Source organism: Acinetobacter sp. WCHAc060006, from assembly GCF_004209135.1.
In the GTDB taxonomy this organism is placed as follows: domain Bacteria; phylum Pseudomonadota; class Gammaproteobacteria; order Pseudomonadales; family Moraxellaceae; genus Acinetobacter; species Acinetobacter cumulans.
Window position 1 is genome coordinate 43,363 of the sequence record NZ_SGSS01000018.1, and the last position, 15,641, is coordinate 59,003.

13 protein-coding genes and 1 tRNA gene are annotated in these 15,641 nt (G+C 39.9%); 11 read left to right on the forward strand and 3 right to left on the reverse strand.

Annotation, left to right across the window (positions count from 1 at the left end; genetic code table 11):
• The first annotated feature begins 157 nt into the window (after positions 1-157).
• The 4 genes from gloA (at position 158) to rpmE (ending at position 2,756) form a co-directional block, all read left to right on the forward strand.
• Complete coding sequence (gene gloA, locus EXE29_RS11460) at positions 158-559, forward strand: lactoylglutathione lyase (RefSeq protein WP_106984714.1); 402 nt, start codon at positions 158-160, stop codon at positions 557-559.
• A gap of 175 nt (positions 560-734) precedes the next feature.
• Positions 735-1,709 (forward strand): bile acid:sodium symporter family protein, encoded by a 975-nt coding sequence (locus EXE29_RS11465; protein WP_106984715.1) that lies wholly within the window; start codon positions 735-737, stop codon positions 1,707-1,709.
• Between the two features lie 119 nt (positions 1,710-1,828).
• Positions 1,829-2,332, forward strand: a complete 504-nt coding sequence (locus EXE29_RS11470; protein WP_137287921.1) for a hypothetical protein — start codon at positions 1,829-1,831, stop codon at positions 2,330-2,332.
• A 199-nt stretch (positions 2,333-2,531) separates the two neighbouring features.
• Positions 2,532-2,756 (forward strand): 50S ribosomal protein L31, encoded by a 225-nt coding sequence (gene rpmE, locus EXE29_RS11475; protein ID WP_106984717.1) that lies wholly within the window; start codon positions 2,532-2,534, stop codon positions 2,754-2,756.
• Positions 2,757-2,899: 143 nt separating this feature from the next.
• Here the strand turns inward: rpmE and EXE29_RS11480 are convergent, their stop codons facing one another.
• Genes EXE29_RS11480 through epmB form a run of 3 tightly spaced genes read right to left on the reverse strand, consistent with a single transcriptional unit; the run spans position 2,900 to position 7,829 of the window.
• Positions 2,900-5,071, reverse strand: a complete 2,172-nt coding sequence (locus EXE29_RS11480) for an EAL domain-containing protein (RefSeq protein WP_106984718.1) — start codon at positions 5,069-5,071, stop codon at positions 2,900-2,902.
• Complete coding sequence (locus EXE29_RS11485) at positions 5,053-6,798, reverse strand: cyclic-di-GMP receptor FimW-related protein (protein ID WP_120364309.1); 1,746 nt, start codon at positions 6,796-6,798, stop codon at positions 5,053-5,055. The genes EXE29_RS11480 and EXE29_RS11485 overlap by 19 nt, the downstream gene beginning before the upstream one ends.
• Positions 6,799-6,812: 14 nt before the next feature.
• Positions 6,813-7,829, reverse strand: coding sequence for an EF-P beta-lysylation protein EpmB (gene epmB / locus EXE29_RS11490; RefSeq protein ID WP_106984720.1), 1,017 nt, complete (start codon positions 7,827-7,829; stop codon positions 6,813-6,815).
• A gap of 386 nt (positions 7,830-8,215) precedes the next feature.
• On the opposite strand from epmB, the gene efp reads away from it, so the two are divergent.
• From efp to EXE29_RS11525, 7 genes are all read left to right on the forward strand, one after another.
• Positions 8,216-8,785: an elongation factor P gene (gene efp, locus EXE29_RS11495; protein WP_106984721.1), complete on the forward strand. Its 570-nt coding sequence runs from the start codon at positions 8,216-8,218 to the stop codon at positions 8,783-8,785.
• Positions 8,786-8,967: 182 nt separating this feature from the next.
• Positions 8,968-11,067, forward strand: a complete 2,100-nt coding sequence (locus EXE29_RS11500; RefSeq protein WP_106984722.1) for a carbon starvation CstA family protein — start codon at positions 8,968-8,970, stop codon at positions 11,065-11,067.
• A 13-nt stretch (positions 11,068-11,080) separates the two neighbouring features.
• Positions 11,081-11,383 (forward strand): YbdD/YjiX family protein, encoded by a 303-nt coding sequence (locus tag EXE29_RS11505; RefSeq protein ID WP_106984723.1) that lies wholly within the window; start codon positions 11,081-11,083, stop codon positions 11,381-11,383.
• Positions 11,384-11,636: 253 nt separating this feature from the next.
• The gene (locus EXE29_RS11510) at positions 11,637-12,590 is read left to right on the forward strand and encodes an AAA family ATPase (protein WP_410159313.1); all 954 of its coding nucleotides are present in this window, start codon (positions 11,637-11,639) and stop codon (positions 12,588-12,590) included.
• Between the two features lie 12 nt (positions 12,591-12,602).
• Complete coding sequence (locus tag EXE29_RS11515) at positions 12,603-13,508, forward strand: DUF58 domain-containing protein (RefSeq protein ID WP_117007242.1); 906 nt, start codon at positions 12,603-12,605, stop codon at positions 13,506-13,508.
• Between the two features lie 3 nt (positions 13,509-13,511).
• Positions 13,512-15,512, forward strand: coding sequence for a transglutaminase TgpA family protein (locus EXE29_RS11520; protein ID WP_120364308.1), 2,001 nt, complete (start codon positions 13,512-13,514; stop codon positions 15,510-15,512).
• Between the two features lie 46 nt (positions 15,513-15,558).
• Positions 15,559-15,635, forward strand: a tRNA-Val gene (locus EXE29_RS11525).
• Positions 15,636-15,641: the final 6 nt, after the last annotated feature.

A 15,641-nucleotide genomic window follows, 5' to 3' on the forward strand; every position in this document is an offset into this window, starting at 1 on the left:
TTCGCGGGTTTTTTAAGATTGAATGAGCATGATTTTTTACAAAAAAATAGCATATTGAGTGAGTTAATGAACTGTATAAGCTTTGCGACTAAAATTGAACTTTGGGGATTAAATCCCTATAGTATTCAACAATAATTTAAGATTTAGGAAAATGATGATGCGTATGTTGCATACCATGTTGCGAGTAGGCAATTTAGAACGTTCGTTAGCGTTCTATACTGAAGTGCTGGGTATGACTTTACTTCGTAAACGTGACTATGAAGAAGGGCGTTTTACCTTGGCATTTGTAGGCTATGGTGGTGAAGAAAACCATACAGTACTTGAGTTAACGCATAATTGGGATACAGCGAGCTATGAATTGGGCAATGCCTATGGTCATATTGCAATTGCAGTAGATGATGCGTATAAAGCCTGTGAAGAAATTAAAGCGCGTGGTGGTAATGTCGTTCGTGAAGCGGGTCCAATGAAAGGTGGCGTGACAGTCATTGCATTTGTAGAAGACCCAGATGGTTACAAAATTGAACTGATTCAGCAAGACAACAATGCGCGTAATAACTAATCAGAAAGATGCTTGAAATACAGTCAAAATATTGAACATCACGCATGAAAATGCAGTTTCAATAGAAAAGCCCAGTAAGATGGTTTTTACCCAGAGGTAAATTCTAGGCTTACTGGGCTTTTTAACAGCTGATCTCAGCTAAATAAAATAGATAAATCATTGAAAGGATGCGGACATGCTGAAGATGCTGGCGTTGGACCGATTTACAGTACTGTTATTTATCATGGTGGTTTTGGCCACTTTTTTGCCCGTTTCAGGACAAGCTGCTGAAATTTTTGGCACGATCACGACAGTTGCAATTGCGGTTTTATTTTTCTTACATGGCGCCAAACTATCGCGTGAAGCTGTGGTAGAAGGATTAATGCATTGGAAGTTGCATGGTGTTGTTTTTGCATTTACTTTTGCGTTGTTTCCAATCATTGGTTTGCTGTGTAAACCGTTATTGGTACCAATGTTAGGGCAGGAGCTGTATTGGGGCTTCTTATTTATGTGCTTTTTACCTTCTACAGTGCAATCTTCGATTGCATTTACATCTGTAGCACAGGGTAATGTCGCAGGTGCCGTATGTAGTGCTTCATTTTCCAATATTGTAGGGATGTTTATTACCCCGCTATTAGTAAGTTTTTTTATTTTAGGTGAAACCACACATAATTTTGATCCGACTGCATCTATAGTGCAAATTACCTTATTGCTTTTGGTTCCATTTGTATTGGGGCAATTACTAAGACCTTATGTATTCCCTTATATGAAAAAAATGCCGAAGATTGTAAAAGTGTTTGATCAAGGCTCAATTTTAATGGTGGTTTATGGTGCATTTAGTAGTGCTGTTGTAGCAGGCTTGTGGCAACAGGTGAGTGCTCAGACCTTAATCCTACTGATTCTGGCCTGTTCTGTGCTACTCACGCTCATTATGCTATTGGCACTGTATGTACCACGCTGGATGGGCTTTAATCGTGCAGATCAAAAAACTATTTTCTTTTGCGGTTCTAAAAAAACCTTGGCCAGTGGTGTGCCAATGGCGCAGATTTTATTTATTGGTCAGCCATTAGGAATGATCGTATTGCCAATTATGATATTCCATCAAATCCAGCTAATGGTCTGCGGTGTAATTGCCAATTTATGGTCAAAGCAGAGTCGTGGTGTTGAATAAATTGCATTGAATCTAATAGTTTAAGTGATTAAAAGACTCGGAAGGTATCGAGTCTTTTAATGGATCATGTAAACTGAGTGTGTTGTCTATGACTAAAATTTAAGAACAGAATGGATAAAATGAAAACAAGAATAGCTGGACTGTTTTTAATTCTCAGCTACAGTACAGTGTGTATAGCTGATGATTTAACACTAAGAGTGAATCGAGATCTTATCGTAAAGATGCCTTTGTTGACGCTGCAGCCGATGCTGGACTTTTGCCGTGATCAACAGCCACAGCTCAATTCTGAACTTGAACAAGCCTATACGGGCGCTAAAGTAAAAGTGCTCAAGGCCGCCAAAGAGGGTGCAATCTCTGTGCTTAATTTGAATCATGATGAAGAATTATTTAAAGAAGAGGAACTTAATTCACCTGTAGATGCAGACGTTAAGCAGCAGTTTCAAGAAGCACTGGAAATGATGAGCAGATCTCTACAGCAAGTGGATTCAGCGACTTATTGTCCTGTATTAATTCAGCGCTTGAATCATTTTGACCAGCACACTTTTCAGCAAAGTGTAGAGATGAAATTTAAACAAATTTCAGAGCAAGCAAAAGCACAGAAGAAAGTCATTCAGTCAGAATGAGCTATTTATTAACAGTAAAAAATCAGCTATAATTTTTCCCAACTTGTTGTGCTTAGCTCTGACGGTATCCGTCTCGGTGGGCCAAAAGAATGGTCTGTTATGGTGTTGATCTGCCTTTTAGGCACTTCCTCCTCCTTGTAGGAGAGTGGTCAATTGCGATGACAGCAAAACCTTCTTAAACTTTATGGAGTAATCGACGATGCGCGCCGATATTCACCCAAAATACGAAAAATTAGTTGCTACTTGCTCTTGCGGTAACGTAATCGAAACTCGTTCAGCTTTAGGTAAAGAATCTATCTACCTAGACGTATGTTCAGCTTGCCACCCTTTCTACACTGGTAAGCAAAAGAACGTTGACACTGGCGGTCGTATCGACAAGTTCAAGCAACGTTTTGCTGGTATGTCACGTTCTATCAAACGTTAATACCCAAAACCAAAAAAAAGCAGGCATTTTGCCTGCTTTTTTTTATGTCCAGTATTTTGCATTTGACGTATGGTGCTTTATATAAAAAAGCCACATTCAATTGAATGTGGCTTTTTTGGTTTTAACTTAAATGTAGAGGATGATTATTGATCTTGTACATCAATCAAGTGATCCAATTTTTTCTGGAAGTAATCACCTTGAATAAAGCGTGCATCCACATTCCAAGCATTGGCAAACAGTGTCATGTCATTAAGACCACGTAACATAATTTGTACGGGCTTAATATCTCTGAAGGCAACAATTTTGAGTTGGAGTTCTTCGCATAATTTATCTGAATTTAACATGTGCGTTAATTCAGGGTGCAATGTTAAGCAATTCGCTTCAACTTGAGTTAATAGGCTTTCACTAAACATTGATTGACCAAAATCACGAATGGCGATTTCAGCGCCATGACGACGAAGTTCAATAATTGCTTTTTGAGCATCTGCAAGAGATTGATAAATATCATCTTCTGAAAACTGTAAAATCAGAGGATGTTGTTGCTTACTACGAATAATCGTCAACAGTTTGGCAACAAACTCAGGGAAGCTACGGTCTTTGAGTAAGATTTCTTTATTCAAGTTAATAATTAATTTTGCTTCAGGATATTGGGTGATGAAATTATGTAATTGCTTGCATGATTCCACCATAATCCAACGATCGAGCTTAATGGATAATTCTGAGTCTTCAGCCAGTTCTTTGAGTTGTGAAATATCGCGCCATTTATTGTCGTAGATAAAACCACTGGTCACCTCATAGGTGTACATGTTCTGGTCATCTTTATCGTATAGCTGCTGATATTTAAGATGAATTTCACCACGTTCTAAACAAGTGCGAAGTGCCTTAATGATAGGCGACTCATTCAATGCTGAAATTGGCGCAAGTTCTTCAATACTTGTGTTGAATTGTACGCTTGGTATTTGTGTTTCTGTTGCTTGAGCTTCGAGAGTTACCGCTGGAGATTGTGGTGCAAACTCTAGACTTGGAATTGAAAGTTCCAGTTCTGGTGCAGGTTGATTTTGAGGTAACTCAGTCAAGAATGCTTTTTCAACACATTGTTCCAAGACAGTTTCATCTCGTAACTCTTGCTCTAAAACGCTATAACCTAAACGTAAATTGAGTGGGTAGCTATTGTTATTCACGGTTAATAACTGCGGTTTACGAAGTGCATTTAAACCAATGAGTTTAGATTCAAGTATCGCTTGAGATTCTGCTTGGAATAAACCAACATAAACACCACCATCAATTTTAAACAATGGTGCATTGGTTTGTTCTTTTAAGAAATTTTTAACTTGTTCAAAATAACTTTTTAGCGTGTTCCAGTCAGACTGGAAAATTTGTTCTGGTGCAGAGGCCAAAGCAAATAAAACCAACGCATTAATATTTGATGGCTGTTGTGTAATAGCACGCTTTATTTGCTGATAGGTATTTGGCTTACTTTGCGAACCATCATTCGAAGTTTTTGTACCACTTGTACTTTCGATATCAATTGCAATTTGTAGTGCATCATCTTCAGCAGCAGGAATGAATTCTATTTTTAAAGGATTCTTGGTGCTGAGTTTGCTGTTTTGCGAGTCAAGCTCAAAACGACCAAAGTCAAACTGACCTTGGCTGATTTTTTTGAAGCGTGTTTTGAAATCAGGTAAATCTTTAGGTTGTAAGACATCGAGTAAAGGTAAGCCGATGATTTCATCTTCAGACTTTAAACCAAACAGTGATAAATACTCTGCATTCGCTTGAATATGAATGCCTTCTTGAATTACAGCTAATGCTTTATGGCTATCTACAACCAGCGATTGTGCTTGGCTTTGTGCTGTTTCTAGTTCATTTAACAGTTGTTGCTGTGTTTGCATTAAACGACTGAACGAAAGGGCACGAATTAAACCCAAATAAAAACGATCTGGGTAGTCTAGATTTAAGATGTCATAAATGCCTTTATGCACATAAGCAGGGTATTGGTCTGCTTGGTAGTCATCCGGCTTTAACAATAAAATCGGTAGATTAGGTTGCTTTGACAGTCGAATTAAGCTTAAAGCTTGTTCATATTTTAAGTCATAAGCACGACCGAAAATAATCAAATCCCAATTGAGGTTGAGCTGTTTTTCGAAACCTTGTAAGTCATCGAGTAGCACGGCTTCAACTTGATGTTCGCTTTGAGTTAGAAGATCACGTATTTGGTTAAAACGTATTTGGTTGTCATCAATGATGAGCAGACGTGTTTCTGTACGCTTTAATTTTTTAGACAATAATGGATTTCTCACTTCAACGCTTCCCATAAATCGTGATTTTTCGTGTCATTCACTTGTTTATTAATAAATTCGGTCACTAGATTCTCTTGCTGATCATTCAGTAATTCGTATTCAAAGCGAATGAAACTTTGTGTGATCAATTGAGCCTTGGTGAGATAAACTTTAAGTTCCTCTTTACCTAAACGTAAATGAATCGTTTGTTTTTCGCGGAATAGATTCGAACCAGGTAAAATGAGTGTTGTACTGTTTTGGTCGAGTTGTGCAGTTTGAACCAAAAGTGCAGGCTGATAATTATGAGTATTTCGATCTGTGCGGATATGACCAGAGCATGGATACATATCTTGCGTTAAAATTTCTAAACCCAGTTCGAGGCTCTTTTCTGCTGATTGCTTAATCCAGCGGATAACGCCACCACGCCATTGGCTTTGTGCATTTTCTTGAACCAAGATAAATTCACCCGTTTTTAAGTTGGCTGGTGTCGCACCCGTCCACTTAATACGGTAACCGTTCACACTAATGTCGAGTACTTCAGCAGAGTGAATTTGTTTAGCTTCACGATCAAGGGCTTTGGCATTCGAAACTGAAGTTTGAATGTTGGTATCCATTGAATTGATAAAACTTGATTCATTTTGCAGGTTATAGTTTGACTCAAGCTCAAGGGTTTCTTGCAATGTTTTGCCTTTAGAAAGGTAAAAATGAGCAACCGATAAGCCAAAGCAAATGTTGATTTTTGCAGAGTAATCATAACGCTCATGTTTACGTTCCACATTATTCATTAATAGATTGTGAATGTGGAAATGTAAGGCAGGCGTGAGGAATAGCTTTTCATTTTTTGATAAATACTGACCACTTTTAGTTTGTGTTTCTGTGAGATGGTCGAGTAAGTTTTGTGTCGAAATAAAAATGTCAGGTGTGTAATGTGATGCCTGATGTGAATTAAATACAGGTGGATGGTCTTTATTAGAGTCCACAACATAACGCGATAAAGTGGTTTCTTTCGGTAGAATCTGAATGAGTTTAGCCCAATCATAACTACATAAATATAGCCCCTGAATTTCTGCTGGTCGTATTTGGTTGGTATTAAATATATCCAATAAAATCAGCTGTGAGTACACTTGCGCAATGGTGGTGATTTCGTGTTGCGTACCTAGAAGCTGATTAATATTGGTTTGATCAAAATTGTTTTGAATCGCATATTCAACCAATTGATGTGTTGCATGCCATTGACCAGGAATAGGTGTGGTATAAAGCATTTGTTGTTGATATAACAACATCGCCAATTGTTGCAAAGCATAAAAAATAGATGCTGTACGTGCTGTTTGCAGACTCTTTTTATGACCAAACGAAAAAATAGAAAATTTTTGTTGATTGAGCTGCGTATTGCAACGCATCGCGATATCAATATAGATTTTGGCAAAATGGCTACGCAACAACATCGCCAATTCAATAATCTGGTCATTCCGATCAGTGGTAATTAAACTGTGATTGGCAAAATGCTTTTCTAAGCTAGTGAGTACATTTTCTAAGGTTGGATGTAGGATTTGCACCAAGTCAAATCGCAACATTTCTTGGCATTTCAATTCAGAAATTTCAAGCAAAGCATTAAATAATGATTTAGATGAAGTCCCCAATTGTAAAATGGAGACGCTATTTAGCCATTCCTGCAAACCTTTGGCAGTGGTAGGACAAAAACTGAGTTGATCCAGCTTAAGTTCAGTCGATTTCTGAAATATGTCTGAAGTACGCTTAGTCATCTTTATTATTTAACTCAAAAAGTTGAAACCCCAAAAAGCGGTGTTTTATTTTTCTCGCCCGCAATTTCCCGAACTAGTTTAGGAACCAAATACCCCGGTAGGTTCGCTAAAACCGCTTTATAAATGTCATCTATGTCCTGCGGTGATCGATCAAAATGATGAGCACCTTTAACTTTGTCTAGGACATGTAAATAGTATGGCATAACGCCTGCATCAAATAAGCGATAGCTTAAATCGACTAAAACGTCGGCAGAATCATTGACTCCTTTGAGTAAAACAGCCTGATTGAGGACTGTAATTTGTTCCTTGACCAGCTTAGAAAGTTGGCTACAAGTGAAATCATCTAATTCTGATGCGTGGTTTGAGTGTACCACTAGAATAATCCGCAGCCTACTGTTTTTTAAAATAGAAATAAACGCATCATTGATCCGATTGGGGATAACAATAGGAACGCGTGAATGAATTCTCAAAAATTTAATTTGTGGAAGTGATTCTAAGCGTTCAATCCAAAGCTGAAGTTTGCGATCAGATAAAGTTAATGGATCGCCACCACTTAAAATCACTTCATTAATATCAGGCTGACTTACTAAATAGTCACGAATATTTGGCCAATCATCTTGTTTAGGTAGGTTTTCTTGATAGGGGAAATGCCTACGGAAGCAATAACGACAGTGAACGGCACATGCGCCTGTGAGCGTTAAAAGAAAGCGTGACTTATATTTGTGTAATACGCCTGGCTGTTGATTGGCTTGCTCTTCACCCAGTGGATCAGTGACAAATCCTTCGTGTTCTTCAAGCTCTAAATGATGCGGGAGAACTTGTAAAAGGAGGGGGTCGAATGCATTACCCAATTGCATTTTTCCGACGAATGCACGAGGTACGCGCAGTTTGAACTGTTTACTGGCCAATAGAGCGCCAGACAAGAGTTGCTCTGGAGAAAGTTGTAATAGCTCAAGCAGTTCTGCTGGATCAGTCACTAAATTGCTCAGTTGGGTTTGCCAGTTTTGCTCTTGGTATAAATAGTTTATCATGCCACGTGCTTGAAATTGTGCTAGATGAATGATCTGATTCTGCTTATATAGGGCTTCAAAAGAAGATCTTTGAGGGTATAGAAGATAAATCTAGATTAAGAATTGTTCGGATTAGAAGCTGTTAGGTTCTCGTCCGAAGTATGGCACAATTCTAATGCGAAGCCTCATGTAGGGGAAGCTTTTCGGGTTTTTTCGAGTATGCGCTAAGCAGCAAACGAATAGTTACGGATTTTTTATGCTGATTTTATTCGTTTTGCGGGCATAGAATGGTAAAATAATAGATACGTGTCTTTTGTATAGGTCACAATAACAACATTTTAAATGGTTTGCATTGTCGTTCTTGTACGTTAATAGATTAAAGTTAGTAAGTTTGGAGTGCGCCAGTCATGGCCTATTTTTCTACGAATGATTTCAAGTCAGGCCTTAAGGTCATGCTTGATGGTAACCCATGTTCAATCATGGAAAACGAATACGTTAAACCAGGTAAGGGCCAAGCCTTCAACCGCGTAAAATTACGTAACCTTAAAACTGGTAAAGTTTTAGAAAAAACATTTAAATCTGGTGAAAGTTTAGAAGCAGCTGACATTGTAGAAGTAGAAATGGAATACTTGTACAACGATGGCGAAATGTGGAACTTCATGGATCCAGTATCATTTGAGCAAATCGCAGCTGACAAAACAGCAATGAGCGATGCTGCTAAATGGTTAAAAGACGATTCTAACGAAAAATGTACAATTATGTTATTCAACGGCGTGCCATTGAACGTAACTGCACCTAACTTCGTTGTACTTCAAATCGTTGAGACTGATCCAGGTGTACGTGGTGATACTTCTGGCGGTGGCGGTAAGCCTGCAAAACTTGAAACAGGTGCAGTTGTACGTGTTCCATTGTTTGTACAACAAGAAGATAAAGTTCGTGTAGACACTCGTACTGGTGACTATTTAGAACGTGCATAATAGCTAATTTTTAGACTATTATCAGAAGGGATGATGAAAAATCATCCCTTTTTTATGGGCGTTTATGCCAAAGTCGTAGAGGAAATCAACAGTCACAGGAGTACAGTTTCACAGGATGAAACAGCAGTACCTCGAACTAGAAAAAATAAGCTGATTTATTTCAACAGAAATGAGGGATTGACATGGAAAATATACAATCGAAGCCAGGCTTGGTTTCGAAAATTGTATGGCTCTTAGTGGCCATTGTAGGTGCAGTATCTTTTGGGATACTGGCCGTTAGCCGTGGAGAGCATGTAAATGCCGTCTGGCTAATTTTAGCAGCAATCTGTGTTTATAGTATTGCATACCGTTTTTATAGTTTATTTATTGCCAACAAAGTATTTGAACTCAATGAGCGCCGTTTAACACCTGCACATCGCTTAAATGATGGTTTGGACTACGTGCCAACTAACAAAGGCGTATTGTTTGGGCATCATTTTGCAGCCATTGCCGGTGCAGGTCCTTTAGTCGGTCCGATCTTAGCAGCACAAATGGGTTATTTACCCGGCACAATTTGGCTTTTGGTTGGTGTGGTCTTGGCGGGTGCAGTTCAAGACTTTTTAGTCTTGTTTATATCTACACGCCGCGATGGTCGCTCACTAGGTGAAATGGCCAAGCAAGAGCTGGGTTCATTTGCCGGCATCATTGTGATGTTGGGCGCTTTGGGTGTGATGATCATCATTCTTGCCGTCTTGGCGTTGGTCGTTGTCAAAGCCCTTACGAATAGCCCGTGGGGTGTGTTTAGTATTGCAGCCACTATTCCAATTGCAATTTTTATGGGCATTTATATGCGCTATATCCGCCCAGGGAAAATTGCAGAAGTGTCGATTATTGGTTTTGTACTGATGATGGCAGGCATTATCTATGGTGGTGATGTTGCACAGCATCCGTATTGGGGGCCATTCTTTACACTAACAGGTACTGAGTTGACTTGGTGGCTGATTGGCTATGGTTTTGTGGCTTCTGTATTGCCTGTATGGTTGTTATTGGCACCACGTGACTATTTATCTACGTTCTTAAAAATTGGCGTCATTGCTGGTTTGGCCGTGGGGATTATGGTGGCAATGCCAATGCTGAAAATGCCTTCTGTGACGCATTTTGTCGATGGTACAGGGCCAGTATTCGCAGGCTCGATGTTCCCATTCTTATTTATTACCATTGCCTGCGGTGCAATTTCTGGTTTCCATGCTTTAGTTTCTTCGGGCACCACACCAAAATTGGTTAATAATGAAAAAGATATTCGTGTGATCGGCTATGGCGGCATGCTAATGGAGTCTTTTGTTGCGATTATGGCTATGGTCTGCGCAACGATTCTTGAACCTGGCGTGTATTTTGCCATTAACTCACCAGCTGCTGTACTTGGAACAACTGTTGAAAGCGCGGCTGAAGCAGTACGTACACTTGGTTTTGTGGTAACGCCTGAAGCATTGACGCTACTTGCACAAGAAGTGGGTGAAAACTCAATTCTGTCACGTACAGGTGGTGCACCAACCTTTGCGATTGGTATGGCACACATTATTACGGAAATTTTTAATAACCGTTCAATGATGGCATTCTGGTATCACTTTGCAATTCTGTTTGAAGCATTATTTATTTTAACGGCCGTGGATGCAGGTACGCGTGCATGTCGTTTTATGGTGCAAGACACAGTTGGTATTGTGATTCCTGCAGTGAAAAACTCGCACAACTTCTTTGGTAACTTATTAGGCACAGCTGTCGCAGTTGCAGGCTGGGGCTTCTTTGTTTATCAAGGTGTGGTCGATCCGCTCGGGGGTATTAATAGCTTATGGCCACTGTTTGGTATTGGTAACCAAATTTTGGCAGCCATGGCGCTTATTTTGGGTACGGTTATTCTGTTCAAAATGAAAAAAGAAAAATACGTTTGGGTGACAATCATTCCAACAGTATTCTTATTCGTTACATCAATGACCGCTGGCTGGCAAAAAATCTTCCACGAAAACCCGAAAATTGGTTTCTTGGCACAGGCAGATCGTTTTAATGCGGCAATAGCAAAAAATGAATTGTTAGCGCCAGCAAAAACTATGGCTGAAATGCATACCGTGGCTTTATCAAATCAAATTAATGCTGCATTGTGCGCATTCTTTATGATTGTGGCGTTCGTGATGTTATTTGCGGCCATTGGTGTGGTACGTCGTGCACTCGCAAATCCACAACCATCTGTGGTTGAGGGTGAAGCTGTGTACCGTGATCCTAAAGACATTGTGGCATCTAATCACCATTAATAAGGAGACAGAGATGAATCTGAAATTTGCAAAAAGTGGCAAAACAGTGATTTATAAAATCATTAAAATGACCATCATGTCGCAAAAGGATTTGATTCTGAATCCAAAAAACTGGTCAAGAATTGCGACTTTGTGGCAACGCTTGCAGCAGAGTTTTCGCTTGATGGTAGGTGTGCCAGATTATCAAAATTATTTGGAACACATGAAGAAGCACCATCCTGATTTGGAAGCCATGGATGCCAAAACCTTTTATCGCTACTGTGTGGATGCTCGCTATCCGACAGCAGGCGGCAATATGAAGAAGTGTCCTTGTTAAGACCACGTTAAATGATAAAAAAGCGCCTTTCGAGGCGCTTTTTTTTGTTCTGCTAAAATACTGTTATATGAATAAGAAAAACACAGAGGCTGTATTGGCGCACGTTATTGATGGGTATTTTTTATATATTTGGCATTAGACAGATAGCTATTGATGTCATTAGATATTAGAAAAATCATTGAGTTATAAGTTTTGCATATTCATAAAAACACGGTATGTTAAAGCCATACCGTTTTTTATTGGGGAATGAAGCGTGTTTTGGGGAAAAGAAAAGACTATTACAGTGCCAAATGAAATGCTGGATGAACAGCAACTTGCGCTGTATTACCCGAAAATTGAAGAATTTCTAACCCAAATTAATCAAATTATTTTAGATAAAAACCAACAAACTAAATTGGCATTGTGTAGCTTACTTGCAGGCGGTCATGTCTTATTTGAAGACTTACCAGGTTTGGGGAAAACCACACTATCAAGCAGTTTGGCGCATTTGGCTGGCTTACAATTTCAGCGCATTCAATTTACCAATGACATGCTCGCGAGTGATGTGATTGGCGTGAATATGTTTAACCAAAAAGAACACCAGTTTGAGTTTAAACAAGGGCCAGTTTTTACCCAAATACTATTGGCGGATGAAATTAACCGTTGTAGTCCAAAAACACAAAGTGCACTTCTTGAAGCGATGGAAGAAGGATTCGTGACAGTCGATGGTGCACGTTATGCTTTGCCTAAGCCATTTTGGGTCATTGCAACACAAAACCCGCTCTTTCAAAGTGGTACTTATGCATTGCCAGAATCACAATTAGACCGTTTTCTCATGCGCTTATCTTTAGGTTATCCATCGCGCCATGCCGAAAAACTACTCTTACAACAAAATACGCGCCAACAATTGATTGCAACTTTGGCTCATGTCTTTGAAGAACAGGACATCTTAATGCTTCAGTCCTTAGTCCATCAGATTTATGTAGGCGATCAAGTTTTGGATTATATTTTGGACTTGGCGGAAGAAAGCCGTAAAGGCCGACATGGATTATCAACTCGAGGGGTATTGGCCTTAAAACGTGCAGCTCAATCGTATGCGCTCATTGAAAAACGATCTTTTGTGATTCCAGATGATGTGCAGGCAGTTTTTACAGCGGTTGCATCGCACCGTATCGGGCTAAATCCGCATGAGGCAGAATTGCTGTTGCAACGTGTGAAGTTAATCTAAGGAGGCAATATTTTGGCGTCCTTATGGCAGAAGTGGCTGACGAAACGCTTTGCATATACAGGTGAGAAAACCCTGACCCAAAAAGATGTCTTGGTGTTTATGTATCAGCAGGGTTATTTATTTTTAGTCCTCATTTTTATTACTTTTGTGGCAGGGGTGAACTATGCCAACAATCTAATTTTAGGCTTTTGCTTTTTAATTAGTGCTGTACTGTGCATGAGTTTTTATCTCACTTTTAAGCAATTACATGGCATGCGTTTGGAAATCAATGTCTCGGAATTGGGCCAAGTTGGGCAAGTCCTTCATTTAGATGTATACATACGCCAAAACCAAGTACTCACGCGCTATCTGTGGATTCGTTGTGAAGATCAACTGTTTAAACTGTGTGTGACGGAGCAGAAGCAACAGTTGCGTATACCATTGTATGCACCGCAAAGAGGACAATTTCATTATCCGAATATACAGATTTATTCGATTTATCCCTTCGGTTTGGTGCGTGCATGGAGCTATTTATATTTAAATAAATCCAGCTGGATTGCACCACAGGCGCTGTCTCCTGAGTTGGAAAATAAACATCATCCACAGCAGTTTGATAAAGAAATGGATGAGTTTCGTGAACTACGGGCATTTCGGGAAGGAGATTCCTTACAGGCCGTATCGTGGAAGCAAGTTGCACGTGGGCAGGGGCTATATATCAAAGTGTTTGAGCAGTATTCGGATCAGCATCGTATTGATATTGACTACAATCACATGCCAAGTGCCTCACATGAAGAGAAGCTGAGCATGATGATGGGGTTGGTGGAACAGTGTGAGCAACAGCAATTGAATTATGCCATGTATTTGCCCCATGCTGAATTAAGCAGCGGTTTGGGGGATGCACAGTTGTACCAAGCTCAACTTTTATTGGCACAGGCTTAAATTATGGTTGCGTATTCTGTTCGCGTTTCAATGCTCTTGAGTTTGGCTTTACTACTCATCGCTCAGGCCATGTTTTTACCTGTTGCATTGAGTATTAGCTTTTTTGTGATGTGGCTATGCTTATTTTTACGACGCCATCATGTAGATGGTTCTTTAAAAAGGCATTGGACTTTTTTACTCACTTTTATTGCTTTATTGAGTATCTATTTTAGTTATCGAAGCTTTATTGGGGTAGAAGCAGGCGTTGCAGTGCTGAGTACATTTTTATTTGCCAAAGCTTTGGAAAGTAAAAATAAGCGCGATCTGATCATTTTATTTAATTTTGCCTTATTTGTATCTGCAAGTTCATTTCTGTTCAGTCAATCCTTTGCGATGGCTGTGATCGTCATTTTAAGTTTGCTGAGCTGTTTTACGGGCTTGTACCGTATACAAACCAGCGAGTTCGAGCATCAAAAAACTATAGCTTTAAAACAAGACTTGGCGCATGTGGCTAAGTTTTTATTGTATGCGGTGCCATTTTTTGTGTTGCTCTTTTTGTTTTTCCCACGCTTGCCACCCCTGTGGCATATACCCATTCCCGATGATTCAAGCGTGACAGGTATTAGCGATAGCATGTCGCCGGGAGATATTGCCAAACTATCGCAGTCTAGTGAGTTGGCCTTTCGGGTTATTGGCGAGATGAGTCAATTACCCGTACGTCATGAATTATATTGGCGGGCAATGGTGCTGGATCTCTATGATGGACAGCGATGGACCAGTAGCCATTTTAACCAACGTGAAGTTGTACCTAGCCGTTTGCAGGAACTGAATGCAGATGTGCGCTGGCAATATCAATATTTAGCGGCAGATCCACGGGTGCAGTGGATTACGGGCTTAGAGCAGTCGATTCCCAATACGACATCCTATGTATTGGCCATTGATGGACGGATTACGCCACGCCGTATGCTGTTAAAGCCTGAGCCTATATCGCTGAGTTTAATTCAGACTCAAGAGTTAATGCCAATTAGACAAGATGAAGCATTTACTTTATACCAGCATTTTACGGCAACACAAAAATCAAAAGATCCTAAAGCACAGCAATTGGCACAGAAAATTTATAGTCAGAGTCATCAACAGCCTGCTGTGTATATTCAACATGTATTGCAATGGTATAAACAACAAGGCTTTGCTTACACACTATCACCTGGTGTGCTAGGACAAGATCGTGTAGATGACTTTTTATTCAAGAGCAAACAAGGCTTTTGTGAGCATTATGCTTCGAGCTTTGTGATGCTCATGCGTTATGTAGGTATTCCTGCACGCGTAGTTGTCGGGTATCAGGGTGGGCAGGCTGCACCAGATGGCAAAAGCTGGGAAGTACGCCAACTCGACGCACATGCATGGACCGAAGTTTGGTTAAATGGAAAATGGCATCGGTATGACCCAACCGCAATGATTGCACCACAGCGAATAGACAATGGAATGCAAAATTATATGGGTTCCGATACGCGTGTATTGGGAGATTCTAGTTCTGCTTTAAGTCAACGAAGTTTCGCTATGCTGACGCAATTACGGATTTGGAGTGATTATGCAAGTTACCAATGGCAAAGTAAGGTCGTTGGTTATAATGCTGAAACCCAAAAAAACTGGTTTGGTCGTATTGGTTTAAGTTCAAGTTATGCAGGCGCTATTGCACTCATTATTGGACTACTCGTAATAGCTGGCGTGTATTTTATATGGATTTATTGGCGAGCACGTCAACAAGTGAATGCTTGGCAACGTGCGATTATGAAGTTTGATGCGGATGTTGCACCGCGTTTTAAGAGGCTTCCTACAGAAACCTTTAGTGCGTGGATGTTACGGTTACAAAATCATGTAGATAAAGCCAAGCAAGATGACTTTAAGGCATTGGCTGACTTATATATTCAGCAGATGTATGCACCCAATGATTTAGAGAAACAAGATGCGCTCGAACAGTTTAAATGCTTGCTTAAAAGATGTTCAAGCATGCTTAAAAAGTTATGAAAAAACTTGTCTAGCCAAATAAAAATGAATATGATGCTTGGACTTCAGGTGTATAGCTCAGTTGGTTAGAGCGCTACGTTGACATCGTAGAGGTCTCCAGTTCGAGTCTGGATATACCTACCAAGATTT